General features: G+C 59.8%; 25 protein-coding genes. 11 read left to right on the forward strand and 14 right to left on the reverse strand.

Annotated elements, in window-relative coordinates:
• Positions 1-38 precede the first annotated feature (38 nt).
• The 9 genes from mazG to JAO73_RS16290 all read left to right on the forward strand — a co-directional run bounded on the left by mazG (position 39) and on the right by JAO73_RS16290 (position 8,351).
• Positions 39-896 carry a nucleoside triphosphate pyrophosphohydrolase gene (gene mazG, locus JAO73_RS16250; protein ID WP_198978198.1) on the forward strand — a complete coding sequence of 286 codons (858 nt, stop codon included), beginning with the start codon at positions 39-41 and terminating at the stop codon, positions 894-896.
• 284 nt (positions 897-1,180) lie between these two features.
• Positions 1,181-2,044 (forward strand): MotA/TolQ/ExbB proton channel family protein, encoded by an 864-nt coding sequence (locus JAO73_RS16255; RefSeq protein WP_190928495.1) that lies wholly within the window; start codon positions 1,181-1,183, stop codon positions 2,042-2,044.
• Between the two features lie 87 nt (positions 2,045-2,131).
• The gene (locus tag JAO73_RS16260) at positions 2,132-2,761 is read left to right on the forward strand and encodes an ExbD/TolR family protein (protein WP_190928262.1); all 630 of its coding nucleotides are present in this window, start codon (positions 2,132-2,134) and stop codon (positions 2,759-2,761) included.
• Positions 2,762-2,807: 46 nt separating this feature from the next.
• Entirely contained in the window at positions 2,808-3,344 is a 537-nt protein-coding gene (locus tag JAO73_RS16265; RefSeq protein WP_190928260.1) for an ExbD/TolR family protein, read from the forward strand.
• A complete protein-coding gene (locus tag JAO73_RS16270; protein WP_198978293.1) occupies positions 3,344-4,171 on the forward strand; it encodes an energy transducer TonB in 828 nt (275 codons plus the stop codon). The genes JAO73_RS16265 and JAO73_RS16270 overlap by 1 nt, the downstream gene beginning before the upstream one ends.
• Before the next feature lie 224 nt (positions 4,172-4,395).
• The gene (locus JAO73_RS16275; protein WP_198978199.1) at positions 4,396-5,214 is read left to right on the forward strand and encodes an energy transducer TonB; all 819 of its coding nucleotides are present in this window, start codon (positions 4,396-4,398) and stop codon (positions 5,212-5,214) included.
• A gap of 185 nt (positions 5,215-5,399) precedes the next feature.
• Positions 5,400-5,672, forward strand: coding sequence for a hypothetical protein (locus tag JAO73_RS16280; protein WP_198978200.1), 273 nt, complete (start codon positions 5,400-5,402; stop codon positions 5,670-5,672).
• Positions 5,665-6,660, forward strand: a complete 996-nt coding sequence (locus JAO73_RS16285) for a PstS family phosphate ABC transporter substrate-binding protein (RefSeq protein WP_198978201.1) — start codon at positions 5,665-5,667, stop codon at positions 6,658-6,660. Before JAO73_RS16280 ends, JAO73_RS16285 begins: the two co-directional genes overlap by 8 nt.
• Positions 6,661-6,716: 56 nt before the next feature.
• Complete coding sequence (locus JAO73_RS16290) at positions 6,717-8,351, forward strand: tetratricopeptide repeat protein (protein WP_198978202.1); 1,635 nt, start codon at positions 6,717-6,719, stop codon at positions 8,349-8,351.
• Between the two features lie 72 nt (positions 8,352-8,423).
• Here the strand turns inward: JAO73_RS16290 and JAO73_RS16295 are convergent, their stop codons facing one another.
• The 14 genes from JAO73_RS16295 to JAO73_RS16360 form a co-directional block, all read right to left on the reverse strand.
• Positions 8,424-9,470, reverse strand: a complete 1,047-nt coding sequence (locus JAO73_RS16295; RefSeq protein WP_198978203.1) for an RluA family pseudouridine synthase — start codon at positions 9,468-9,470, stop codon at positions 8,424-8,426.
• Positions 9,471-9,541: 71 nt separating this feature from the next.
• The gene (locus JAO73_RS16300; protein ID WP_198978204.1) at positions 9,542-10,183 is read right to left on the reverse strand and encodes an OmpH/Skp family outer membrane protein; all 642 of its coding nucleotides are present in this window, start codon (positions 10,181-10,183) and stop codon (positions 9,542-9,544) included.
• A 40-nt stretch (positions 10,184-10,223) separates the two neighbouring features.
• Positions 10,224-10,907 carry an OmpH/Skp family outer membrane protein gene (locus JAO73_RS16305; RefSeq protein WP_198978205.1) on the reverse strand — a complete coding sequence of 228 codons (684 nt, stop codon included), beginning with the start codon at positions 10,905-10,907 and terminating at the stop codon, positions 10,224-10,226.
• 38 nt (positions 10,908-10,945) lie between these two features.
• Positions 10,946-13,462 carry an outer membrane protein assembly factor BamA gene (gene bamA, locus JAO73_RS16310; RefSeq protein ID WP_198978206.1) on the reverse strand — a complete coding sequence of 839 codons (2,517 nt, stop codon included), beginning with the start codon at positions 13,460-13,462 and terminating at the stop codon, positions 10,946-10,948.
• Positions 13,463-13,471: 9 nt separating this feature from the next.
• Positions 13,472-14,218: an undecaprenyl pyrophosphate synthase gene (gene uppS, locus JAO73_RS16315; RefSeq protein WP_198978207.1), complete on the reverse strand. Its 747-nt coding sequence runs from the start codon at positions 14,216-14,218 to the stop codon at positions 13,472-13,474.
• A 131-nt stretch (positions 14,219-14,349) separates the two neighbouring features.
• Positions 14,350-15,099, reverse strand: a complete 750-nt coding sequence (gene porG / locus JAO73_RS16320) for a type IX secretion system protein PorG (RefSeq protein ID WP_262896070.1) — start codon at positions 15,097-15,099, stop codon at positions 14,350-14,352.
• Between the two features lie 51 nt (positions 15,100-15,150).
• The gene (locus tag JAO73_RS16325; protein WP_198978209.1) at positions 15,151-16,089 is read right to left on the reverse strand and encodes a DUF6089 family protein; all 939 of its coding nucleotides are present in this window, start codon (positions 16,087-16,089) and stop codon (positions 15,151-15,153) included.
• Between the two features lie 146 nt (positions 16,090-16,235).
• Positions 16,236-17,123, reverse strand: a complete 888-nt coding sequence (locus JAO73_RS16330; protein WP_190928234.1) for an NAD kinase — start codon at positions 17,121-17,123, stop codon at positions 16,236-16,238.
• Between the two features lie 92 nt (positions 17,124-17,215).
• On the reverse strand, positions 17,216-18,664 hold the full coding sequence (locus tag JAO73_RS23060; protein WP_198978210.1) for a BamA/TamA family outer membrane protein: 1,449 nt from the start codon (positions 18,662-18,664) through the stop codon (positions 17,216-17,218).
• Between the two features lie 7 nt (positions 18,665-18,671).
• Positions 18,672-19,346, reverse strand: a complete 675-nt coding sequence (locus JAO73_RS16340; protein ID WP_198978211.1) for a CBS domain-containing protein — start codon at positions 19,344-19,346, stop codon at positions 18,672-18,674.
• Between the two features lie 131 nt (positions 19,347-19,477).
• Positions 19,478-20,260, reverse strand: a complete 783-nt coding sequence (locus JAO73_RS16345; RefSeq protein WP_198978294.1) for an alpha/beta fold hydrolase — start codon at positions 20,258-20,260, stop codon at positions 19,478-19,480.
• An 11-nt stretch (positions 20,261-20,271) separates the two neighbouring features.
• Positions 20,272-20,868, reverse strand: coding sequence for an anthranilate synthase component II (locus tag JAO73_RS16350; protein WP_198978212.1), 597 nt, complete (start codon positions 20,866-20,868; stop codon positions 20,272-20,274).
• A gap of 66 nt (positions 20,869-20,934) precedes the next feature.
• On the reverse strand, positions 20,935-21,465 hold the full coding sequence (locus JAO73_RS16355; RefSeq protein WP_198978213.1) for a CvpA family protein: 531 nt from the start codon (positions 21,463-21,465) through the stop codon (positions 20,935-20,937).
• Positions 21,466-21,561: 96 nt separating this feature from the next.
• Positions 21,562-22,023 carry a GatB/YqeY domain-containing protein gene (locus JAO73_RS16360; protein WP_190928222.1) on the reverse strand — a complete coding sequence of 154 codons (462 nt, stop codon included), beginning with the start codon at positions 22,021-22,023 and terminating at the stop codon, positions 21,562-21,564.
• A 243-nt stretch (positions 22,024-22,266) separates the two neighbouring features.
• Here JAO73_RS16360 and JAO73_RS16365 point away from each other — a divergent pair, with 243 nt between their 5' ends.
• The gene (locus tag JAO73_RS16365; protein WP_198978215.1) at positions 22,267-22,980 is read left to right on the forward strand and encodes a pyridoxine 5'-phosphate synthase; all 714 of its coding nucleotides are present in this window, start codon (positions 22,267-22,269) and stop codon (positions 22,978-22,980) included.
• Between the two features lie 77 nt (positions 22,981-23,057).
• Complete coding sequence (gene mnmH, locus JAO73_RS16370; protein ID WP_198978216.1) at positions 23,058-24,086, forward strand: tRNA 2-selenouridine(34) synthase MnmH; 1,029 nt, start codon at positions 23,058-23,060, stop codon at positions 24,084-24,086.
• Positions 24,087-24,256 lie beyond the last annotated feature (170 nt).

A 24,256-nucleotide genomic window follows, 5' to 3' on the forward strand; every position in this document is an offset into this window, starting at 1 on the left:
AACGACCGGTTGGCGACGCCCGGTTTATCTTTGGAACAATGGAAAATACTGCCCCCGCCCCTGGCGACCTGCTCGCCAGCGCCCGCCGGCCGGCTCAGCTAGAAGCTTTTGGCCGCCTGCTCGACGTCCTCGACCGCCTGCGCACCGAGTGTCCTTGGGACAAAAAACAAACCCTGCAAAGCCTGCGCCACCTCACCATCGAGGAAACCTACGAAATCAGCGACGCCATTTTGCGCGACGACCTGCCCGACCTGAAAAAAGAGCTGGGCGACGTGATGCTGCACCTGACGTTCTACGCCCGCATTGCCGCCGAAAAGGGCGCTTTCGACATCGCCGACGTCCTCAACGCCCAGTGTGAAAAGCTCATTTACCGCCACCCGCACATCTACGGCGACGTGCAGGCCGACGACGAAGACGCCGTGAAGCGCAACTGGGAGCAGCTTAAGCTGAAGGAAAAAGGCAACACCACCGGCGTGCTCGGCGGCGTGCCCACCTCCCTGCCGGCCCTGGTAAAGGCCATGCGCATTCAGGAAAAAGCCCGCGGCGCGGGCTTCGATTGGGAGAAGCCCGAGCAGGTGTGGCAGAAAGTGCAAGAAGAATTAGGAGAATTTGGCGAAGAGTACGGCCACGGCAACCCCGCCAAAATGCAGGCCGAGCGAGCCGCCGATGAGTTTGGCGATTTGCTCTTTTCGCTGGTCAATTTTGCCCGCTTTGCCGGCATCAACCCCGAAGAAGCCCTCGAACGCACAAACCGCAAGTTTATCAGTCGGTTTCAGTATCTGGAAAAGGCTGCGGAGGCCCATGGCCAGCGCCTGGCCGACCTGTCGTTGGCCGAAATGGACGTGTACTGGGAGCAGGCCAAACAGCAGGCAACCCAACCCAAGGGCGCGAATTAGCGTTGTCCCATTTCTACCGCACTTCCGTTTCATTTCAATTGGCCGCAGCCAAGTTTTCTTTGGTAGGGCCGCTCTTTTTGGTTAGGTTTGCCCAGCTAAGCCGGCACTGGGGCAGTTCAAACTTTGGTAAGTGCTATTCTAGTCTACCTTCATTGCGGGATTATCAAGGTTCCCGGCCGCTAGCTGCGCTTCTCACCAATTTTTGCTTTTTCTTTACCCACTCAATTCAACTACTTCACACAATAACCCCCAAACACTCCGGAACAATGGAACAGAAAAATGCCATGAATACGAGCCCCCGGCCCGCCGCTACGGCCGCCAAAGCCGAAGCCCAAAGCAGCGGTGGAGCCTCGCTGTTCTCCGTCCTGGTCATTATCCTAGCCTTCATCGTCAGCGTTGTCGTCTATAAATTCGTCCTCGGCGACCCCAGCCACTTCCAAGGCAATAACAACGAAAACAACCCCAATGCCGGTGACTACCTCGGCGTGGTATACAAAGGCGGCTTCATCGTGCCGATTCTGATGACCATGCTGCTTTGCGTAATCACCTTCTCGATTGAGCGCGCGCTCACCATCAGCAAAGCCAAAGGCTCGAAGAGCATCGAAGCTTTCGTGCGCACTGTGCGTCAGAAGCTGAACACCAACGACATCAACGGCGCCCTCGCCGCCTGCGACCAGCAGAAAGGCTCGGTAGCTAACGTGGTGAAAGCCGGCCTGTTGAAATACAACGAAATGGGCCGTGACCGCTCCATGGCCACCGACCAGAAAATTCTTGCCATCCAGAAGGAAATCGAAGAAAGCACCGCTCTGGAGCTACCCATGCTGGAAAAGAACCTCGTTATCATCTCCACGCTGGCTTCTATCGCCACGCTGGTAGGTCTGCTCGGCACGGTATTCGGCATGATTCGCGCCTTCGCCGCTCTGGCGCAGGCCGGCACCCCCGACGCCGTGGCACTGGCCAACGGTATCTCGGAAGCTCTGATTAACACGGCTCTGGGTATCGGTACCTCGGCCCTGGCCATCGTGGCTTACAACTACTTCACCAGCAAAATTGACGAGCTGACCTACAGCATCGACGAGGCCGGTTTCAGCATCATCCAGACGTTTGCCGCCCAGCACGGCAATACGCAGCCTGCCCAAACGGTTTAATTCCGTTTTCAGCACGTTGCTGATGCACTAAAACGCGGGGCTATTCGTTCTTCGGAACGAGTAGCCCCCTTTTAACCCCACCTCGCAATGCCTAAAGTAAAACCGCACCGTACCTCGCCGTCGCTCGACATGACGCCGATGGTGGACCTGGCCTTCTTGCTGGTGACGTTCTTCATGCTCACCACCAAGTTTGCCCCCGAGGAATCTGTGGTGGTGGACACCCCGTCTTCCATCTCGGAGATTAAGTTGCCCGAGAACAACGTGATTACGCTGACCGTCGACAAGAACAAGCGCGTGTTTTTTGGCGTCGACGCCAAGCAAACCAAAATCCAGGCCCTGCAGCGGGTTGGCGCCAAGTATGGCGTGCAGTTCACGGCTGCTCAGGCCAAGGAGTTTGGCGACCTGCCCAACTTTGGCCTGCCCATCAGCCAGCTTGGCTCCTACCTCAATATGGACAAGGAGTCGCGCAAGACGGTGAACAAGCAGCAGCCCGGTGTGCCCCTCGACTCGCTCAACAACCAACTGGTTGACTGGGTGCTGGAGTCGCGTCGCGCCAACCAGGCTATCTTCCACAAGCCGACTTACATTGCCATCAAAGGCGATGGCGACGCGGACGTGCCCACGGTGCAGAAGATTATCAAGGTGCTTCAGGAGAAGGACATCAACCGCTTCAACCTCATCACGGATATGGAGAACAAGCCGGTTGCAGCCAAATAATCTTGGCCTGCCTCTGTGCTCCTCTTCATTAACTTAATCAAATACCATGGCAGAAATCCAACCGAAAGGCGACTCCGGTGGCAAAGGTGGAAAGAAGCGGGCGAAGAAGATGTCGACCAAAATCGACATGACGCCGATGGTGGACTTGGCCTTCCTCCTGCTCACCTTCTTCATGCTGACTACCACCTTCGCCAAACCCAACGTGATGCAGCTCACGATGCCGGTGAAGAAAACCGACGACGTGGAGGACACCAAAATCAAGGCTTCACAGGCCATGACCATCCTCCTCGGCAAAGACAACAAGGCGTACTACTACTTCGGCCTCAATACCCCGGCCGATAAAACGGTACCCAAGCCCGAGCTGAAAGTGACGAACTTCTCGGCCAACGGCATCCGGCAAGTGCTGCTGGAGCGTCAGCGCCAGCGCCCGGAGCCCATCATCCTCATCAAGGCCACCGAAGACGCCAAGTACAAAAACATGGTGGACATTCTGGACGAGATGAACATCACGAACCAGAAGAAGTACGCTTTGGTGAAAATCCCCAAAGAAGACACGGACCTCATTAAAGAATCAGCGCTATGATGGACAACGCGCAAATTGCCAAGGCCAGCTTAAACGACATCGTTTTTGAGGGCCGGAACAAGGCATACGGAGCCTATGTGCTCCGTCGCTTGTATCAGCGGCACGTGACCCGGGCGCTGATTATTGCCACGGCAGTTTTCCTGTTGCTGATTGCTTTTCCGCTCATTTCGCAGTATCTGAAAGACCGGATGCCGAAAGAGCCCAAGAAGAATCTGCAGGAAAACGTGCTGATGGACGCGCCCCCGCTGGACGAAACCAAGCCGCCACCCCCTCCCCCGCCGCCCGAGGCTCCGCCGCCCCCGCCGCCCAAGCTCACCACCATCAAATTCACCCCTCCGGTGGTGAAAAAGGATGAGGAAGTGAAGAAGGAAGAGGTGCCGGACCAGGAAGAGCTGAAGGACAAAACGGTGGCTACCGTGACCGTAAAAGGCAACACCGATGCCCCGGACCTGAGCGAACTCGCAAGCGGCGAGGGCGACAAAGTGGTAGAGGAGGTAGTAGAAAATAAAGTCTACACCTACGTGGAGCAGATGCCCCAGCTGCCCGGCGGCGGCGGCAACGCCGCCATCGTAGCAGCCATCCAGAAAGCCACCAAGTACCCGCCCCTGGCACTCCGTAACCAAGTTGAAGGCCGCATTTTCGTGAGCTTCACGGTAAATGCCCAAGGCGACGTTTCGGACGTGAAAGTGGTGAAGGGCCTGGGTTCGGGATTGGACGAGGAGACGATTCGGGCAGTGAAAACCCTGCCCAAGTTCATCCCCGGCAAGCAGAACGGCCGCGCAGTGAGTGTATCGTTCACGGTGCCGATTACCTTCAAGATTCAGTAATTGCCGCGGCTGGCCTTTGGCCCGCCGCACTTGAAACCCCGGATTGAGCCTTACGGCTAAGTCCGGGGTTTTTCGTTGACGGCGATGCGGTAAGGCAATTAAAAATGTTGTCGGCTTGCATACTATTAGCAATGAGTAAGTCGTTGTGGAAAGGCAAGCCAGTGGCGGAGGGCCCCCGCCCGCGTGGCTTGGGTTCGATTGTATCACCTCAACCCATTGCTGCCATGTCCACGCCCATCCTCCTCACCGGCTCCCTCGACGATATCGTGTTCGAGGGGCGGAACAAAGCCTATGGCGCCTTTCAGCTGCGCCGCTCGTATCAGCGGCACCTTGGCTCGGCGCTGCTCATTGCCGTCACGGCTTGCACGCTGCTGTTTTTACTGCCCTTCGCCGTGAACCTGCTGTGGCCGGCAGTAGTGGAAGCACCGCCGGTACTGCCCGAGCTGCCGCAGAACCAACCCAACATCTACGAGTTTGAGAAGGTGACACCGCCCCCACCGGCCGCCGCGGCGCCGGAGGTGAAGGTGACGCCGCACGACGTGATTCAGACCCACGTAGCCCCCGATGCGGAAGTAAAACCCACCGTGGAATCGACACTTCCGCAGGACGTAGGCCCGACAGGGCCGGCTAAAGACGGCGCCGAAAACCCGACCGGCGCAAGCGGTGGCAGTGGCCCCGCGACCACACCGGTAGGAGATTCGGCAGCACCGGCGGCCGCGGCGCCGATGGCTCCGGTGCTGGCCCCTGAAGTGATGCCCGATTTTGTGGGCGGCCGCGCCGCCCTGATGCGCTACCTGCAAAAGCACCTGCGCTACCCGGCCGCCGCGATGGCCGCGCAAGTATCGGGCAAAGTGTACGTTTCGTTTGTGGTGCAGACCGATGGCAGCATTGGCGAAGTGACGGTGCTGAAAGGCTTGGGCTACGGCACCGAGGAAGCCGCTTCCCGCGTGGTGCGCGAAATGCCGGACTGGACGCCGGGCCTGCAGAACAACCACGCCGTGCCGGTGCGCTTTACTCTGCCCATAACTTTTCAGTTTGAGTAGCAAACCGGTACCGTACACCGTCGAGTAATCTCAGCAAGGCAAAAACCGAAAATTGGCCGTAGCTATGAAAAGCGGCTAATTTTCGGCTTTTTTGTGGGCTGGTTGCCGTGTGGCTTTGCGATTTGGCCGAACCTTTACGGGCCTTTTGCGGGTTTATACATCTCCATTCCTGCATTTATCACTTTATGCTCAACCTTCCCACTACCGAGGAACGCCTCGGCAAGTCGCCCCAGCGACTGGTGCGTTACTTTGTGCTCGCCATGGCCCTGGTGTACCTGGGGCTGGGCGTGTGGCTGTGGTGGACGGCCGACACGGCGACGGGCGGCGGCGTCATCACGCTGGGCCCCACGGCCCGCCGGGTGCTGGGCTCGGTTTTCGTTCTGTATGGCCTGCTGCGGTTTTTCCGCGGCTACCAAACCTATTTCCGCAAAAAACCCTTCTCCGATGACAATGAATAAGCGCGCGCACCTGCTGACCAGCGGGGCCCTGGCCATACTGGCAGGAGCCGCTACCGTGATTTCCTGCAACGGCCCCGGCACGCCGGGCGCTCAGGACACGCCCACTACCGGCACGGTGGCTGTGGGCGTGGACGAGACGTTTGCCCCCATTCTGCAGGCGCAGATTGACACCTTTGCCAAGCTCTACCCGAACGCCCACGTCAAGATGAGCTTTCAGCCGGAAGAGAAGGTGATGCTCGACCTCATCAACGACCAGATTAAGCTGGCCGTGGTGTCGCGGGAGTTGAACGCCGAAGAAAAGGCGGACTTCGAAAAGCAGAAAATCAGCCCACGGCTGACCCGCATCGGCATCGACGGCCTGGCCATCGTGCTGAACCGTGCCAATCCTGACTCGCTGCTGACGGTGGCGCAGCTGAGCGATATTTTCACGGGCAAGACCAGCACCTGGAACCAAGTGAGCGGCAAGAAGGGCCTTGATGCCATTAACGTGGTGTTTGACGCCAACCGCAGCAGCACGGCCCGGTTCGTGCGCGACTCCGTGACGCACGGCGCGCCCCTCACCAAGCGCGTGTTTGCGGCGACTTCCAACCTGGCCCTACTCGATTACGTGGCCACGCACCCCAACGCCATCGGCGTGGTGGGCGTGAACTGGATTTCGGACCGCGACGACCCGGCGGCCATGAAGTTTGCCAACAAAGTGCGCGTAGCCAGCATCACGGCGCGCCCCAACCCAACCGCCGACGACTACATTCAACCTTACCAGGTTTACCTGGCAGAAAAGACGCCGGAACAACTCGCCGAGCACCCGGAGTTGCAGAATTACCCGCTGCGGCGCAACCTTTACATCATCAGCCGGGAGGCGCGCGCAGGGTTGGGCACGGGGTTTGCATCCTTCGTGGCAGGCAAGAACGGACAGCTGATATTTCAAAAGTCGGGCTTACTTCCCGCTCAGATGCAGGCTCGCATCGTGACCACGCCTAAACTGTAAGCGCGCTTCGCGCGTACCCCCTTTTCACTTACGCTTTTTCATTTTTTCTTCATCCTATGACTTTCAAGCCCTGGAAACAGCCGCTGCTCGCCGCCCTCCTCGTAGCGGCAGGTACTACGGCAGCCACTGCCCAAGACATTCAGAAAGCCCAGCGCGCCATCGAATTGGGCCGCTACAACGAAGCCCGCGCCATGTTGCGTGCGGGTTCTTCGCCCGAGTCGAACTTTGAACTGGGCCGTTTGTACCAAATGCGCGACATGCCGGATTCGGCCGCGTTCTACTTCAACCGTGCTTCGGGCTCTTCGCCTTTCGGCCAGGTAGCCGCCGGCCGCGCGTTGCTCGCCAAGGGCCAGCTTGGTCCGGCCGAGCAGCAGTTTGACGCTGCCGCCAAAGCCACCAAAAACAAGGACACCAAAGTCCTGACCATGATTGCCCAGGCGTACGGCGAAGCCGACATCAAAGAAGCCGGCAAGTCGCAAACGTACCTGACGGCCGCCCAAACGGCTTTCAAGAAAGACGACCCGGCCCTGATGGTGGCCCGTGGCGACATTTATCTGCATTCTGACCAAGGTGGTGGCGAAGCCATGACCAGCTTCGACCGCGCCATTGCGGCCAACCCCAGCTACGCGCAGGCTTACTATAAGAAGGGTGCGTTGAACGTGCGTTCGCGCAACTTCAACGAAGCCCGCACGGCGCTGACCAAAGCAACCGAACTGGACCCCAGCTACGCTCCCGCCTACCGCGAGCTAGCCGATATGTACTACTACGCCGGTCAGTACGACCTGGCCGCCAGCACGTTCAAGAAGTACCTGGAGCTGGCAGAGCGCACGCCGGCCACGGATGCGCAAAATGCTTCGTTCCTGTACCTCACCAAAAAGTACCCCGAGGCATTAGCGGAAGTAAATAAGGTACTGGTGGCTGACCCCAAGAACCTGACCATGAACCGCCTCAAGGCCTATCTGCTGTACGAAACCGGCGATTTCAACGGTGCCTTGGCAGCCATGGACACGTACATGAAGCTGGCTCCCGCCGAGAAAATCATTCCGGAAGACTACTCGTACCTGGGCCGCATTCAGGCCCGGGCTGGTCGTCCTGATGAAGGCATTGCCACCATCAACAAAGCCATTACCACCACCACGGACCCCGCCAAAAAGGCTGAGCTCCAGAATGACTTGGCAACGGCTTACATGACCAAGAAGGACTACAAGAGTGCTATTGGTGTGTACCGTGACAAGCTGAAAAACGGCGGCGACCTGACCGACCAGTTCCGTTTGGCCGTGGCTTACGGCAACAACAAGCAATATGCCCAGGCTGACAGCGTGTACGGCATCATCAACACGGCCAAGCCTACCTACGCTCCGGCAGTGTTGGCCCGCGCCAAGGTGAATGCCGCCCGCGACGCCGACGGCAAGCAGGGCCTGGCCAAGCCGTACTACGACAAGTACATTGAACTGTCGAAGGCCGAAGGCGCCGACGCCAGCAAGTTCAAAGAAGGTCTGGTGGCTGCTTATGGCTACCTGGGCGTGTACAACTACACGAAGGGCGACAAGGCTGCGGCCCTGACGAACTTCGAGCAGGTACTGGCCTTGGACCCCAGCAACGAAGGTGCGAAGAACAACATCGACGTGCTGAAGGCCAAGCCCAAGGCTCCCGCCAAAGCGGCTCCTAAAGCTGCTGCCAAGAAGAAATAATGGCTATATAAGCCGTTAGCCCAAAAGCCCCGACGCAGCTGCGTCGGGGCTTTTTTTATTGTCATAACACGACTAGGCCGCAGCCCAGGCCCGCCACTTTTCCAGCACGCCCGCAAAGTCATTGGGAAGCTCGGCTTCGAAAAACAGTTGCTCGCCCGACGTGGGATGGACAAAGCCGAGCGACCGGGCGTGCAGGGCCTGCCGGGGCATAAGCTGAAAAGCACCTTCGACAAAGTCGCGGTAGGCCCCGGTGTTCTGGCCCACGCGAATGCGGTCGCCGCCGTAGGTGGCGTCCGAAAAAAGCGGGTGGCCGAGGTATTGCATGTGGGCCCGAATCTGGTGGGTGCGGCCGGTTTCGAGCACGCAGCGCAGCAGCGTGACAGGGCCAAAACTTTCCAGAACTTCGTAATGCGTTACGGCTGGCTTGCCCTGCTCGCCGTTCGGATACACGGCTTGTACCTTGCGGTCGCGCACACTGCGCCCAATATGCCCGCGGATGGTTCCGGTAGGCCCAGGCGGCGTGCCCCACACCAGCGCCAAATAACTGCGCTGAATGGTGTGGTGAAAAAATTGGTTGGACAGGTGCGTCATCGCAAACTCCGTTTTGCCGATGACCAGCAGGCCCGAAGTATCCTTGTCGATGCGGTGCACCAGCCCGGGCCGGATTTCGCCGTTGCGACCAGTAGGCAGGTTAGCCAAGTGAAAGGCCAGTCCGTTGACCAGCGTGCCCTGCCAGTGCCCGTAGGCCGGGTGCACCACCAGGCCCGCCGGCTTGTTCACGATTAGCAATTCGGCGTCTTCGTAGCGAATATCCAAGGGCATTTCCTCGGGTACCACCCGGTCATCGCGTGGCGGTTCGGGCAGCGTCACCGTAATGGTGTCATTCGGCTTCACCCGGTAGTTGGGCTTAACGGGGGTACCGTTCACCTCCACGGCCGAGGCGCGAATGGCTTCCTGCACTTTGTTGCGCGAAGTATTGCGCAGGCGGTTGTGCAGAAACTTGTCGATGCGCAGCAGCTCCTGGCCGCGGTCCACTACGATGCGGTGGTGTTCGTAGAGTTCATCGCCCTCGGCGCCGTCGGCGTCGAGTTCATCGTTTGCTAGGTCGTTGGGTATCATGAGCGGTTCGGTACACGAAAAAAGCCGGAGCACTTGCTCCGGCTTTTCGCAATTGGGGCAGCGGGCGCTGCTTATTTCTTGGTCTTGGTCTTCGTTTTGCCAGCGGGCGCCGGCGCGGGCGACGTAGCAGGAGCCGGCGTTTTGATTACCGGAGCGGGCGTAGCAGCACCAGGCGTAATGCCCATCTTCTTCAGCACGAGGTCCGATATGTCGCCTTCTTTGGGAGCGTGCAACAGCAGCGGGCTGCCGCCACCATCCGAGTTAAACACGTAGGTGAAGCCGTTTTCGTTGGCCACGTCGTCAATGTTCTTCTGCAGCTTGTCGAGGGCGGGCTTTAGCAGGGTCTGCTGCTTCTGCTGCAGCGACTGCTGGGCGCTCTGCTGGAACTCCTGGATGGACTGCTGCAGGTTTTGCAGGCTCTTCTCCGTATCAGCCTTCACGATGTCGGTCATCGTACCAGACTTCTGCTGGTAGTCTTTCACCTTGGTTTCGAACTCAGTGGTTTTGCTTTTGAGCTGAGCAGCCAGCTGGTCGTTGTACGTCTTCAGCTGCGATTCAATTTGCTTGCTCTCGGGCATCTGCGACAGTACATATTGCACGTCGGTGTACCCAATCTTGAGGGGGGCCTGGGCCTGCGCGGAAGTGGCGGCCAGGGTTCCGGCGGTCAGCAGAGCGGCGGCGAGCGTCAGACGAAAAATTTTCACGAGGTTCATCAAAAGAAAAAGGGTCAGAAAAATGTTGGAACAAAGGTAATTACTTCGAGCCCTTCTTCACGGGCCGGGTGGTTTTGGGCGCGGCTTTGGTGGGCGCTGCCGGTTCGGGCGTGCCCGAATCGGACTCAAAGTTGGGGTCAACGGGGGTTTTGGGCGGCGCCACGGTCTTCACAGCACCTTTCGGGCCAGGTTGGTTCCGGTCCTCAGCACCGAGGCCCAATTCCTCCAGCACAAACTCCGTGTAGTCGTGTGCCGGATTGGTATAGAGCATCGTCAGGTCGCCCGATTTATCGAACAGCACGGCCAGGGACTTTTTCTTCGCCACCTTCTCGCAGGCTTCAAAAATCTTATCCTGCACCGGCTTGTTCAACTCCTGGCGCTTCTTGAAAATCTGACCTTCGTAGCCGAACTGTTTGTTCTGGTAGGCTTTGATGTCTTGTTCTTTTTTCAGAATCTCGTCTTGGCGCTTCTTCTTCATGGGCTCGGTGAGCACCACTTCTTCGGCCTGGTAATTACGGTAAAGCTTGTCGAGGTCCTTTTTCTGGGCTTCGAGTTCCTTCTGCCACGTATCCGAAAGCGCGTTCAACTCCACCTGGGCTTTGGCGTATTCGGGCATCTTGTTCATGATGAACTCCGAATCTATCCAACCAAATTTCTGCGCCCAAGCACTCGGCGCAACAAGTAGCAACCATAAGGCCAGCAGCGGGCCACCGAAGTTCTTCATACTGGAGGAAACGTGAAATGAGGCCCGCTAGTGCCCTGCTATCGAATTTGCTGACCGATGATGAAGTGGAAGTGGTTGGGGTCTTGCTTCGTGTTGTCGGGCAGGCTCGGAATCACGCTGTCGAAGCCGTGGCCGAAGTCGAAGCCCAGCAAGCCGAACGCCGACATGAAGATGCGGGCGCCTACCCCGGCCGAGCGGTACAGCTTGTAGGGATTGTAGTTTTTGTAAGAATCGAACGCGTTGCCGGCTTCGGCAAACGCCAGCACGTACACGGTGGCGGCCGGGTTGAGGCTGACGGGGTAGCGCATTTCCACCACGTATTTGTTGAAAGCAATGCCGCCCGCTTGCGAGTTTTGGGCCGTTGGGATGGCATAAGTGGCGCCTGGGTCGTCGTAGCCGCGCAGGCCTACGTAGTCGGTGCCCACTAGGAAGTTGCCGCCGCCGTTGTAGCCCAGGCCGGCACCGCCCATTTTGAAGCGCTCAAAGGGCCCAACCGGACGATTGGAATTGTAGGTGCTGAGGTAGCCAAAGTGCGCCCGCGTATTTAGCACCAGCTTGCCCACGATGGGCGTGAACCATGAGGCGTCGAACATCCACTTATGGAACTCAATCCACTCGTTGCTGGTGTGGTCGTTGTTCAGCAGCGAATACGGGGGAGTCAGGCTCAGGCTCAGGCTCAGCGACGAGCCCCGGCGGGTATAAGTCGGATTGTCGATGCTGTTGCGAGCCAGCGTGGTGTTTAGGGTAATGTTGTTGAACGTACCGGTAGCCGCCCCGGGAATTACCGGATAATTCTGCGTCTGATACTGGCTGTAGGACAGCGAATTGCTGAGCGTGAAGTAGTCATCCGGCACGCGCAGCTGCCGGCCCAGGCCCACGCTGGCGCTGTTCACCTTGATGAACTGGTCGCTCGAAGCATCCAAGGCCGCGCCCGTACGCTGCACGCTGTGGTTGAGGCTGAACGAGAATGAATTCGGGCGGCGTCCGCCCAGCCACGGCTCGGTGAAGGACAGCGAATACGCCTGGTATTGCACGCCGTTGGCCTGCACGTTCAGGGCCAAGCGCTGGCCATCGCCGGCCGGCACCGGGGTCCAGTTGCGCAACGTGCCGGCTTTGCGCAGCGAGAAGTTGTTGAACACGAGGCCCACCGTGCCAATGAAGCCGGCGTAGCCGCCCCAGCCGCCCGACAGCGTTACCTGGTCAGAAGGTTTCTCCACCACCGTGTAGTTGATGTCCACGGTGCCATCGGCCTGGTTCGGGATGGGGTTGATGCCGATTTTTTCCGGGTCGAAATAGCCCAGCGTGGCAATTTCCCGCTGCGAGCGAATCAGCAGTTCGCGGTTAAACTTGTCGCCGGGCAGCGTGCGCAGGGTGCGGCGCAGCACGTGGTCGCTGGTTTTGGTGTTGCCCGAAATGTTGATGTCTTTGATGTGCGCCTGTACGCCTTCGCTCAAGCGCATCTCAATGTCGATGGAGTCGCCCTCCACCTTCGTTTCCACCGGGTCGATGGTGAAAAACAGATAACCGTCGTTGAGGTACAGCGAAGAGATGTCCTGACCGGTCGGGTTGTAATTCAGGCGCTTGTCCAGCGTTTCCTTGCTGTAGGGGCTACCCGATTTGATGCCCAGCACGTTAGCCAGCGTCTTGTCGTCGTAGAGGTAGTTGCCGCTCCAGGTAATGTGGCGGAAATAGTATTTCGGACCCTCGTCCACTTTGATGGTCAGCGCCAAGCCTTTTTCGTCGCGCACCAGCGTGTCGCTCACGATAGCGGCGTCGCGGTAGCCCTCAGCGTTGTAAAATTCCAGCAGCTTCTTTTTGTCTTCCTCGTACTCGGCGCGCTGAAACTTGCCCGCAGTGAGGATTTTATACGGCTTCCGCTCCTTTGTCTTTTTCAGCTTGCCTTTCAGCTTACGGTCCGAAAAGGCCTTGTTGCCCTCGAACGCAATGTCATGGATACGCACTTTTGAGCCCTTGTCCACGTCAATACGCAGGGCCACGCTGTTGGCCAGCGACGAGTCAGCTACCTGCACCACGTTCACCTTGGCGTCGAGGTAGCCCTTGTTCACGAAAAACTTCCGCACCTGCGTCCGCGTGTTGTTCAGCAGGGCGTCGGTCACCACCTTTCCGCGAATCAGCGTAATTTTTTTGGTCAGGTCCTCGGTCTGTCCTTTCCGGATGCCCGTGAAGGTGAATTTTGACAAGCGGGGCCGTTCCTTCAGGTTGTAGTCCAGGAATATCTTGCTGCCCTCGATGCGGGCAATGGTCACGCTCACGTCGCCCAGAATACCCTGGGCCCACAGCTTGCGGATGGATTTACCAATTTCTTCGCCCGGCACCGAAATGGGGTCGCCCACACGAAGGCCGGTGAGGCTAATAAGGGTATTGGGGTCGAGGTAGCGCGCGCCGCTCACGGTAATGCCCCCTAATTCGTACCGCTTGGGCTCATCGGCCGCGCTGCCGCCCGCCTGTTGCGCCCGCACCGGACTGCTCATCACCCCACCCAACACCACCAGGGCCAGGACCAACTTGACAACTAAATTACGCACAAGAAACATTACTAGAAATTAAGAGACAGCGACTTGCTCGCTTGTTTTGCCAAAGCGCCGTTCCCGGCCCTGGTAGGCCCGAATGGCCTCCTGGAAATGCTCTTTCCGGAAGTCCGGCCACAGCAAATCCGTGATATACAACTCCGTATAAGCCAACTGCCACAGCAGAAAATTGCTAATGCGTTGCTCGCCGCTGGTCCGAATAAGCAACTCGGGGTCGGGTATGCCCGCGGTGGCCAGGTACCCGGCCACGGTGGCTTCGCTAACGTCCGCAGGCTTCACCTGGCCGCTGGCCACATCGGCCGCCAAGCGCCGCGCGGCCTGGGTCAGGTCCCAACGGCCACTATAGCTCAGCGCTAGCACCAAGGTCATGCGGGTGCCGCCTTTGGTCAGTTCCATGGCCTCGGCTAGCTCGCGCTGGCAGTTCTTGGGAAGCGTACTGATGTCGCCAATAGCCTCGAGGCGGATGCTGTTTTTGAGCAGCGTGGCCGTTTCCTGTCGAATGGTGTGCACCAGCAGCTGCATCAGGGCCATTACCTCCAGCGCCGGACGGTTCCAGTTTTCGGTAGAGAAAGCGTACAGCGTGAGGTAGCGCACGCCTAATTGCGCTGCTTCCTCCACGGTTTCGCGAACAGCCGTGATGGCGCTTTGGTGCCCGAACACGCGCATGCCGCCCCGTTGCTTGGCCCAGCGTCCGTTGCCGTCCATAATGACGGCCACGTGGGCAGGAATATTTTGAGTATCAATTTCGGCCTTGCCGGTCATCTTTGCGGTTTCGCTAAAAGAGCCCGCAAGTTACGGAAATGGTTGCATTTGGGCGTCGTCGGCCCAATCGCCCTCCTGCACCCGCATTCCCGGTATCCGGGTGATTTCAAGGCCTGAATCAGCCTTGCTGACTATTTCAGCAGCCTCTTATTCTTCTTGTACTGCGACGGACAAGGAATTTTATAGAAAGTATACGAAATGCTGAGTCCGCTGTAATAATACCAGTCTTGGTCGTGCACGTTCACCAGCAGCGGGTCCTGCTCCGACAAATGGTCGAGTTGGTCGGTGAAAGCCTTGCGCACGCCTACTTCCAGACCTAGGTTGATATGCTCCGATAGGGCATACTTGAGCCCCGCGCCGGCCGGAATGGAAAATCCCAACATGGACCCTTCCTGATTGAACTCCCCACCCAGGGTGTTGCTCACCGTGGTGGTGCTGGCATAGAAAGCAGCAACGCCGGCGAACAGGTAAGGGGTGAAGTGTATCTTATCGGTGCGGTAGTGGTAGTCTAGGAAATTGTATTCCACCACCGCCGATGCTTCCAGAATGCTGCCTTTGGTATTGGCTTGGCGGTAGTTTTGCAGGGGCGGTACGCCCCCGTTCTCGCCGGTCACGTTGCCGTCGTCGGCGCGCAGAAAGCCCGCGGTGAAGCCTCCGCGCAGCGTGATGGGCACCGATACATCCTTACGGTAGAAGACGGTGAAGGCCGGCCGGTTGTTTTGCAACTGGTAATCGGGCGAGATTTCTCCGCGGTAGTTGGTGGCCCCGAGGCCAACACCCAACTCACTGGTGTTCTGCGCACTGGCAGAGGCACAAAAAAGTGCACTCCCCGCCTGCACGAAGCAAACGAGGAGTGCACTTTGAACAAATGACTTTATCATCTAAACTAGGTTGCTGGCTAGGAAAGTAGCGTTTCGGCCAGCGGCCGCAGGCTAGCGGAATTTCGGGTTCTTGATGCGGGGCGTCAAGATGTAGTTCAACGTCACGCCTGTAACGATGTACCAATCGGTTTTATTGCCTTTATCGCCGCGAGGAGACGGGTTATTGGGGGTACCGAGGAAACCGGGAAATTTCGTTGGGTTAAAATTGTTGTCGGGCTGCGAAATGCTACGCGTGATGTCGCGGCCAAAGTACTGCTGGGAAGCAGTCGTTAGCTTGGCCGGGTCAGCATAGTTTCCTCCTACGTCGTCGAGGTAGTCGGTGAAGGTTTTGCGCCAGCCGATTTCGAGGCTTGCGTCAAAGTTACGGTTGATGCGGTAGCGGATACCACCGCCGAAAGGAATGGAAAACTGCGTCTGACCGTAAGCTTTGTCTTGGCCCTCCGTTTTCAGGTCGGCCAAGGCAACGTACTGACCTTCGGAAAGGCCGAGGTTGTTCTTGCCTACCAAACCTTTGGGATTGTGGTAGAAACCGGCCACGCCTACAAATACATACGGCACAAAGTCCGGACGCTTCAGGTAGTTGTTGCGGTTCTCAATCAAGTCGATAACGGCAACGGCCGAAGCTTCGAAAATGTCGTTGCGGAAGGTCATATTCCGGTTGTAGCGGAAACGTGCATCCGGGTCTTCGCTGTTGGCTGCCTGCGAGTCGTCGCCCGAGATACGGCCGTAAGAGAGACCAAAGCGGCCCGACAAACGCGGATAGAAGCGACGCGTGATGGAAACACCGGCACCTACCCGAGTAGCCCCCAGACGCAGGCTGGTGAAGTTGGTCACCGGCGTCACGTCGCCGAAGTAGTTCATGGCGTTCAGGCTGAAGCCAATGGAGTTATACTGCTTCCGCTTGCTGAACTGCTGAGCATCTGCATCGGGCGTCGCCACCAAGGCCAGGCCCAGCACAAGTGCCGAAGAATAAGTGAAAATATTTTTCATAAGGCAACTAAAATGATGATTCGGGTTTCGGGGTGTTGAGGGCAGAGCAGTGAATGCGCAGTTTCAGACGGTGACAAAAGTAGGCCTAATCGGGAACTAAAAAAACTTTCAACGTTTTTTTCCAAAAAAAAGCTATCCGTTTCTATTTAAATTCCTGCCGGGTTGCGGCGGTCGAGGCCCCAATTCAGCTTACTGCGCAAGGTACTTAGGAAGTTAACGTGGTTGAGCTTTACTAGACGAGCGTTGAAAGTTTCGCGGCGAACGGCTATCTGGACGGAGGCTTCGACGGGCAGGGAGCGGGAATCGAGCGCCAGCATGTAGCTGGTGCTACGGCCTTCGATTTCGAAGGAAATCACGCTCTGGTCAGACACCACGAGCGGGCGCACGTTCAGATTGTGGGGGCATACGGGGGCAATAATGAAATTGTTTGTTTGCGGCAGCATCACGGGGCCGCCGCAGCTCAGCGAATAGCCGGTGGAGCCGGTGGGCGTGGCCACCACCAAGCCATCGGCCCAATAAGAATTGAGGTATTCGCCATCGATGTACGTGTGCACGACAATCATGGACGAAGTGTCGCGCTTGAGCACGCTGAATTCATTGAGCCCAAAATTGAGCCCGCCGAAAACGTCGGGGTCCGTATCGACGCGAATCAGGCTGCGCTCTTCGATATTGAAGTGGCCTTTATATAGGGCGTCGATGGCCTGGGCAATGCGGTCGGGGGTGATGGTGGCCAGGAAGCCGAGCCGGCCGGTATGAATACCCAAAATGGGGATTTGCAGGGCGCCGACGTAGGTAACGGTATCGAGCAGAGTGCCGTCGCCGCCGATGCTGAGCACGAACTGCACGCCGCGCAATGAGTCGCCGCGCCGAAACTCGGTGGTGCCGGGCGGTAGGCGCAGGCGGTTGTCGAGGAAAGTGCGGAAGGACTCGCCGATGCGGACTTCGGCCCGGCGGGCGGCCAAATCATCGAGCAGCGCCTGGATGGCGGGGGCAGCTTCGTCGTCGAAAGGCTTGCCAAGGATGGCGATTTTCATGCGGAGGCAGCGGACAGGTTACGCTCGGGAAAAGGCGTTTCCGCAGGAAGATTGATAACAAATTAACAACCCAACCGGCGAGTCATTCGCCATCAAATGGGGAATTCGGCGCGAAAAAAGTAACCGGTTTGCCCCAAGCCGTTCAGGGTGTACTCGGCCGTGAACACCCGGTCGTAGTACGTGACGAGGTGCAAGCCGAGGCCCACGGCGCTGAGCAGGCGGTTGGGAAGGCGGTTTTGGGGCAAATGGCTGGGGGCGGCCACATAGCCGGCGTCGGTAAAGATATTGAGGTAGAGCGCCAGCGGAATGCTGTTGATTTTGGGATTGTCGATGGAGCCTAGCTGAATGTTGCGGGGCTGCAACAGCTGGTAAGACAGCCCCTGCTGCAGCAAGCCGTAGTGGCGGCCATCGATGACGTACTCGTCGTAGCCGCGCACCAAGTCGGCGTAGCCCAGGGCCCGCACGTCGGCGTAGGCTAGCTTTTCGGCGAAGCGTGCCTGTGCACTCAGCCCAATGCTATAGTAGAACCGGTGCCCCAGCGCCAGGTAGCGCGAGTACGTAGCGTGCACGGTGGTGACGCTGGGGGCTGTGCGTCCCAGGAACACGCGGTGCGACACGCTCAGCTGCGCGTACTTGCCCGTGAGGGGATAGGCGAAGGTGTTGCGCTGGTTGCGGGTGGTGGTGAAGGTAAAATCGAGGTATTCGCGCTGGGTACGGCCCAGGTAATACTCCGGGTTGCGGTAACGAATGGAGTCGCTTATCTGCTCGCGGTGATAGGAAACGTCCAGCGCCGTGAGGAACTGCACGGTGTGCCGGAAGCGCAGGCCGCCCGTGAAATAGAGCCGCTGAATGGGAAAGTTGTCATCGGCCCGAAACGGCACGAGGCGGTCGCCGAGCGTGATGTAGTCGAGGGCGTGGCTTTGGTAATAGGACGCGCCCGCGCCAAGGCCCAAGCGGCGGTAGTGGCCCAGGCCGGGGGCCTCGTAAAACAGCTCATACTTGCGGTTGAAGCCCAGCTGCAGGTTGGCCATAATCTGCTCGTTGCGGCCGCGAAAGTTGCTGCGCACTAGGTGCACGCCGTAGTCGACGCGCTTCCAACGGTCGGAGCGGTCGAGCCAAGAGCGCAGGTTGCGGTCGGCCAGCGAGAGGATGGGCACCGGAAATAGGTACCAACGCTCCTGCAAACCGAACACAATGAGCCATTTGCCGCCGGAGCAGCTGGCCTGCACCACCACGGTGTGGAAAAGCTGGAGGTTGAACAGGCGGCTGCGGTTGGCTTCGAGTCGGGCGGCCAGGTCAGCCACGGCTAGGGTATCGCCTTCGTGAAAATCGAGCTCGACGCGCAGAATCCGCTCCTTGGTGACGGCATTGCCTAGAAACAGGATGGTGCCCACGGCCGCGCGCTGCACGTCGGGGCACGGCACGATGCGCACCAGCGTATCGGCGGGCGCGATGGTGGGGCGTAGCGCATGGGGCAGTGTATCGGCCGGAGCCGGAGCGCCAAGCAGCGTCTGCAGGAACAGTAACAGGACTCCGAGCACCCCGCCGTTACACGCTCAGGTACCGCAGGAGGGCGTCGTAGCGCTCCTGCTCGTCTTCGTTCGGGGCGGCAGTGCCGCTGAACTGGGCCGTTACCACGTAGCCAAACCGCTCGAGGGTGGCCGTGATGCGGGTCAGGTTGTCGGTATTAAGCTTGAGTGTGAGGCGAATGCGCTGGGGGTCGACTTCGTCCTGAGCCACCAGCGCGCTGATGACTTTGGCGTTGTTTTCCTCCACGTAGCGGCTGATTTGGGTGAGCGAGTAGTCGCGCTCCTCCATGGTGAGCACAATGATGCCGCCCTGCCCGCCGGCCGGCTGCTGGCCAAACGCGGCCAAGGCATCGGCAATGGTGACGACGCCGGCGTATTCGTGCCGCTCATCTACCACGGGCACCAGCTGAATTTTATTTTCAATGGCCAGCTCCATCACGCGGTAGAAGTGCTGGTCGGGGCGCACGTAGGCGTCGCCGAAGCCCAGGGGCAGCTCCGAGAGCAAGGTCTCCGGGTCGTCGAAATCGGCCAGGTCGGATTCGGTGACGAGGCCGCGGTAGTGGCGGTTGTCGAGCACGGGCAACTGGGCCACGTGAAACTCATCGAGCCAGCGAGCCGCTTTGCCCGCCGAATCGGTGCCTTTCAGGGGCGGAATCATTTCGTTGAGTAAATCCTCGGCGAGCAGGGCAGGCATATGCGGGGCTAATGATGAGGGTAAAGGCAATAACGCGGCGTTAGTGGGAAGGGATAGAATAAGGTAGCGGGTGCGCCAAGCGGCGCGCGTAAAGGAACAACAATCGAGCCGGCGAAAAAGATACCCGCCGTTTAGGCAGCCACGGCGGGGGCCGTTTCGGTAGTACGCAAAAACCGGCGCAGGTAGCGGTTGAACCCGGCGGGGCGCTCCATCATGGGGGCGTGGCAGCAGTGGTCGAGGAAGCGTAGCTCGGCGTGGGGCAGCAGGCGGGCAAACTCGTGGGCCACCGGCGGCGGCGTGATGGTGTCGTTCAGCCCCCACACCAGCAGGGTGGGCACCTCGATTTTGGTCAGCTCCTTGCTCAGGTTGTGGCGCTGCGCCGACCGCGCGATGGCAATGATGCGCAAGCACTTGGCGTTGGAATTTGTGACGTTGAACACCTCGTCGACCAGCTCCTGGGTGGCTACCTTGGGGTCGTAGAACGTATAGCCGACCCGCTCCTGCACGTAGGCGTAGTTGCCGCGCTTGGGGAAGGAGCCGCCCATGCTGTCCTCGAACAAGCCGCTGCTGCCCGTGAGCACCAGCCGGCTGACGCGGGCTTTGTTATTAAGGGTATACACCAAGGCAATGTGGCCGCCAAGCGAGTTGCCCAGCACGGTAAACGTGGGTGGCAAGGCCAGCGCCTTCACAAAGCCTTCGACGTAGGCCACAAGGCCCGGCACGCCGGCCTGGGTAAGGGGCATGTCGTATATCGGCAGCAGCGGAATGATGACGCGGTAGTCGGCCGAAAACTCCGTGACGACGTCCTGCCAGTTGCTCAGGGCGCCGAACAGACCGTGCAGCAGGAGCAGAACGGGGCCCTGGCCTTCGTCCACGTATTCGTACCCATGCTGGTGCTGGTGGCGCAATTCCATCTCGTTTCTCGTCAATTCCCGGCGGTTTTGGCAATGATACAACAGCGCAGCCAATTGGCCAAAATTGCCAGTCCGTGCGGCGTGAGCAGGGCTTCGGGGTGAAATTGGACGCCGTAGAGCGGCAGCGTGCGGTGGCGCAGGGCCATGAGCTCGGACACCGGCCCGGTGGTGCGGGCCAGCGGCACCAGGGCCGGCGGCAGGGGCTCCTGCAGCAGCAGCGAGTGGTAGCGCGTGACGGGCTGCGTGGCCGGCAGGCCCGCAAACAGCGGCTCATCGGGCATGCACTGCATTTCCGACACCTTGCCGTGCACGGGCCGCGCCGCCCGCGTCACGGTGCCGCCGAAGAACTCGCCCAGCGCCTGGTGGCCCAGGCACACGCCCAGCATGGGCACCCGCTGGTGGTAGTGCCCGATGACGGCCGGCATGACGCCTGCCTGCGCCGGCACGCCGGGCCCGGGCGACAGCACAATGCCATCGAAGGCCAGGGCCTGTAATTCTGGCAGCGTCACGTCGTTGCGGCGCACCACTACTTCGGCCTTCAGCTGGCGCAGGTAATCGGCCAGGGTGAAGGTGAAGGAGTCGAAATTATCGAGCAGCAGCAGGCGCATGTACGGAACACGAAAGGAGCACGGGAAAGAGGAACTTCAGCCAATCACCTTCCTCGTGCTTCATGCTTAACTTTTCACGAAGGCGGTGCGCATACGCACCAGCAAATCTTGTGCGAAGGGCAGCGCGTAGCCGGTGATTTGCAGGGCCAGCGGGGTAGCCTGCTGCACAATGGGCAGCACCTGCGAGCCCGCCACCAGGTTCGGCGACAGCAGGTGCAGGCCTGCCAGACCGGTGCCGTGCAGCAACAAGCTCAGGCCCAGCACCCACTTCAGCACGCCGGCCACGCCGCCCAGCAGGTTATCGAGCACGCCCAGCGGGGTGAGGTGCACGGCGGTTTTGAGCAGGCCGCCCAGCAGGTGCACGCCCCACATAATGGCCACAAACACCAGCGCGAACGACACCAGCGGCAGCATGCCAAACGCGCTGCCCACGTAGTGGCGCACCAGCGGCACGGCCGCCGACAGCAGGCTGAGCCCGCCCACCACGGCCAGCACAAACGCCAGCAGCGACACCACTTCCAGCACCAGCCCGCGCCGGTAGCCCTTCACGGCCCCGATGCCCAGCGGCAACAACAGCAGAATGTCGAGGGCAGTCATTTTTAGGGTGAGAGGGGTAGGAGGGTATGGGGGCAGGAGGTGTGAAAGGGGTTGAGTTCTCAACTCCTGCCCCCATACCTTCCTACCCTCCTGCCCTTATAAATTGGTGTTGTTGAGCAGGTGGCCGAGCACGTCGGAGATGCGCTTGCCGTCGGCCTGGCCAGACAGCTCGCGGGCGGCCACGCCCATCACCTTGCCCAAGTCGGAAGGGCCGGTGGCGCCCACGCGCTGGATGATGTGCACGAGGCGCTCTACGAGGTCGGCTTCGGAGAGCTGCGCGGGCAGGAATTCTTCAATGATGGCTAGTTCGGCCAGCTCGTTGGCTTCCAGCTCGGAGCGAAACTGCTCCTTGTAAATGGCGGCGGCGTCGCGGCGTTGCTTGGCGGCTTTGTTAAGAAGCTTGAGCTCGGCCTCCGGGGTGAGGGCACCGCCCTGGGCACCCTCGGCGGTTTCGGCCAGCATGATTTGGGATTTGATGCTGCGCAACGCGGTGAGGCGCACTTTGTCTTTGGCCAGCATGGCTTGCTTGATGGCGGCGTCGATGGTGTCTTTTAGCATGAGGCGGAGTGGTGTGTTAGTGAAATGGCGAAATGAGGCGTGGAAAGGGAAGCCGTAATTTCGCCCCGAAGCTACGGCCCCGGCTGTCATCCTGAGCGCAGCGAAAGACCTTGTCACGTCTGAATGGTTTACTGTATCGCACCCGACGCAGACCTGAGAAGGTCCTTCGCTGCGCTCAGGATGACAGCCGTTTCCAAACACTTCCTCCCTGCCTACCCCCCATACCCTCCTGGCCCAACCACCATGACGAAGCTCAGCGTTAACATCAACAAACTGGCCACCCTGCGCAATGCCCGGGGCCACAACCGCCCCGACATTCTGCAGGCCTCGCGCGACATCGAGCGCTTCGGGGCCGAAGGCATCACGGTGCACCCGCGGCCCGATGAGCGCCACATCCGCTACCAAGACGTGCGCGACCTGAAAAGCATTGTGACCACCGAGCTGAACGTGGAAGGCAACCCCACCCCCGACTTTCTGGCCCTGTGCCGCGAGGTGCGCCCCGAGCAGGTGACGCTGGTGCCCGATGCCCCCGAGGCCATCACCTCCAACGCGGGCTGGGACGTGATTACGCACCGCAGCTTCTTGCAGGACGTGGTGGCCGAGCTGAAAGGCCTGGGCGCCCGCGTCAGCATTTTCCTCGACCCCGACCTGGCCCTGGTGGAAGGCGCCGTGGCCACCGGCACCGACCGCATTGAGCTCTACACCGAAGCCTACGCCCGCCACTACTTGCAGGACCGCGAAGCCGCGGTGGCCCCCTACCGCGCCGCCGCCGCCCGCGCCGGCCAGCTCGGGCTGGGCGTGAACGCCGGCCACGACCTCGACCTCGACAACCTGGCCTGGCTGCACCGCCAGCTGCCCGAGCTGGCCGAAGTCAGCATCGGCCACGCCTTGGTGTGCGACGCGCTGTACCTGGGCCTCGAAAACACCGTACAGCTATACCTGCGCCAGCTGAAATAGCTTGCCGAACGTCGTGCTTCATCTGGCGTCCGCTTGCCAAAGCATGACGTTCGATTGATTTTTCCTTTCCCCGATTCATGCCTCGTCACCCGCTGGCCGCTTTCCAAGCCCTCCCCTACCCCATCCTCGACGTGCGGGCCCCCATTGAGTTTGCGCAAGGCCACGTGCCGGGTGCCCTCAACCTGCCGCTGTTCACCGACGAGGAGCGGGCCCGCATCGGCACGGCCTACAAGCAGGTGAGCCAAGAGCACGCCGTGCACCTGGGCCTGGAATTCTTCGGGCCGAAGATGTCGGCCATGGTGAAGCAGGCCAAAAAGCTGGCCCCTGGCAAAGAAGTGCGGCTGCACTGCTGGCGCGGCGGCATGCGCAGCGGCGCCGTGCTGTGGCTGCTGGAACTGGCCGGCTTCAAGGTGCATTTGCTCGACAAGGGCTACAAGGATTACCGGCGCGCGGTGCTGGCTTCGTTTGAGGAGCCGCGCGCGTGGCGGGTGCTGGGCGGCCTCACGGGCAGCGGAAAAACCGACGTGCTGCACGCCCTGGCCGCCGCACCCTACCGCCAGCCCGTACTCGACCTGGAAGGACTGGCCCACCACAAGGGCTCGGCCTTTGGGGCCATTGGGCAGCCGGCGCAGCCCACGCAAGAGCAGTTTGAAAACAACCTGGCCGCGGCCCTGCTCGGCCTGCCCACCGACGCCCCCGTGTGGGTAGAAGACGAAAGCCGCCAGATTGGCCGGCTCACCATTCCCGCGCCGCTGTTTGAGCAGTTGCGCACTTCGCCGCGCTGGGTGCTGGAAGTGCCGCGCGCGGCCCGCGTGGCCAAGCTGGCCGCCGAGTACGGCGCCGAAAACCCCGTCGAGCTGGCCGCCGCCATCGAGCGGCTGCACAAGCGGCTGGGCGGGCTGGCTACGCAACAGGCGCTGGCTGCTGTGGAAGCCGGCGACTTTGCCCACATGGTGGAGCTGGTACTTGATTACTATGACAAAACGTATACCTACGGCCTGGCGCAGCGCCCCGGTGAGCCGGCCCGCACCTTTGTGCCCGTGGCCGGCTGCAACCCCGCCGACAATGCGGCTACTTTGGCTGAGCGTACTTCGCCCAAACCCTGAGACCGGTCGATTAAAATCGATTCTTTATCTGGAGAAACCCGACCCAAGTGCTGGGTTTGGTGGCTAATGTGTAATTTGGGCGCAGGTTCATTGCTTGTTGCCGGACCTGCGGCCGTTTGCGGCCCTTCTTGTTTCATCACTTCCCCTTTTTTATTCCTCACTTTTCCCCC

It is taken from the genome of Hymenobacter miniatus (genome assembly GCF_016427455.1).
GTDB classification, from domain to species: domain Bacteria; phylum Bacteroidota; class Bacteroidia; order Cytophagales; family Hymenobacteraceae; genus Hymenobacter; species Hymenobacter armeniacus.

Excerpts from the sequence above, each read along its gene's own strand:
- mazG (WP_198978198.1), top strand. The coding sequence starts at position 39 with ATGGAAAATACTGCCCCCGCCCCTGGCGACCTGCTCGCCAGCGCCCGC.
- JAO73_RS16255 (WP_190928495.1), top strand. The coding sequence starts at position 1,181 with ATGAATACGAGCCCCCGGCCCGCCGCTACGGCCGCCAAAGCCGAAGCC.
- JAO73_RS16260 (WP_190928262.1), top strand. The coding sequence starts at position 2,132 with ATGCCTAAAGTAAAACCGCACCGTACCTCGCCGTCGCTCGACATGACG.
- JAO73_RS16265 (WP_190928260.1), top strand. The coding sequence starts at position 2,808 with ATGGCAGAAATCCAACCGAAAGGCGACTCCGGTGGCAAAGGTGGAAAG.
- JAO73_RS16270 (WP_198978293.1), top strand. The coding sequence starts at position 3,344 with ATGGACAACGCGCAAATTGCCAAGGCCAGCTTAAACGACATCGTTTTT.
- JAO73_RS16275 (WP_198978199.1), top strand. The coding sequence starts at position 4,396 with ATGTCCACGCCCATCCTCCTCACCGGCTCCCTCGACGATATCGTGTTC.
- JAO73_RS16280 (WP_198978200.1), top strand. The coding sequence starts at position 5,400 with ATGCTCAACCTTCCCACTACCGAGGAACGCCTCGGCAAGTCGCCCCAG.
- JAO73_RS16285 (WP_198978201.1), top strand. The coding sequence starts at position 5,665 with ATGAATAAGCGCGCGCACCTGCTGACCAGCGGGGCCCTGGCCATACTG.
- JAO73_RS16290 (WP_198978202.1), top strand. The coding sequence starts at position 6,717 with ATGACTTTCAAGCCCTGGAAACAGCCGCTGCTCGCCGCCCTCCTCGTA.
- JAO73_RS16295 (WP_198978203.1), bottom strand. The coding sequence starts at position 9,470 with ATGATACCCAACGACCTAGCAAACGATGAACTCGACGCCGACGGCGCC.
- JAO73_RS16300 (WP_198978204.1), bottom strand. The coding sequence starts at position 10,183 with ATGAACCTCGTGAAAATTTTTCGTCTGACGCTCGCCGCCGCTCTGCTG.
- JAO73_RS16305 (WP_198978205.1), bottom strand. The coding sequence starts at position 10,907 with ATGAAGAACTTCGGTGGCCCGCTGCTGGCCTTATGGTTGCTACTTGTT.
- bamA (WP_198978206.1), bottom strand. The coding sequence starts at position 13,462 with ATGTTTCTTGTGCGTAATTTAGTTGTCAAGTTGGTCCTGGCCCTGGTG.
- uppS (WP_198978207.1), bottom strand. The coding sequence starts at position 14,218 with ATGACCGGCAAGGCCGAAATTGATACTCAAAATATTCCTGCCCACGTG.
- porG (WP_262896070.1), bottom strand. The coding sequence starts at position 15,099 with ATGATAAAGTCATTTGTTCAAAGTGCACTCCTCGTTTGCTTCGTGCAG.
- JAO73_RS16325 (WP_198978209.1), bottom strand. The coding sequence starts at position 16,089 with ATGAAAAATATTTTCACTTATTCTTCGGCACTTGTGCTGGGCCTGGCC.
- JAO73_RS16330 (WP_190928234.1), bottom strand. The coding sequence starts at position 17,123 with ATGAAAATCGCCATCCTTGGCAAGCCTTTCGACGACGAAGCTGCCCCC.
- JAO73_RS16340 (WP_198978211.1), bottom strand. The coding sequence starts at position 19,346 with ATGCCTGCCCTGCTCGCCGAGGATTTACTCAACGAAATGATTCCGCCC.
- JAO73_RS16345 (WP_198978294.1), bottom strand. The coding sequence starts at position 20,260 with ATGGAATTGCGCCACCAGCACCAGCATGGGTACGAATACGTGGACGAA.
- JAO73_RS16350 (WP_198978212.1), bottom strand. The coding sequence starts at position 20,868 with ATGCGCCTGCTGCTGCTCGATAATTTCGACTCCTTCACCTTCACCCTG.
- JAO73_RS16355 (WP_198978213.1), bottom strand. The coding sequence starts at position 21,465 with ATGACTGCCCTCGACATTCTGCTGTTGTTGCCGCTGGGCATCGGGGCC.
- JAO73_RS16360 (WP_190928222.1), bottom strand. The coding sequence starts at position 22,023 with ATGCTAAAAGACACCATCGACGCCGCCATCAAGCAAGCCATGCTGGCC.
- JAO73_RS16365 (WP_198978215.1), top strand. The coding sequence starts at position 22,267 with ATGACGAAGCTCAGCGTTAACATCAACAAACTGGCCACCCTGCGCAAT.
- mnmH (WP_198978216.1), top strand. The coding sequence starts at position 23,058 with ATGCCTCGTCACCCGCTGGCCGCTTTCCAAGCCCTCCCCTACCCCATC.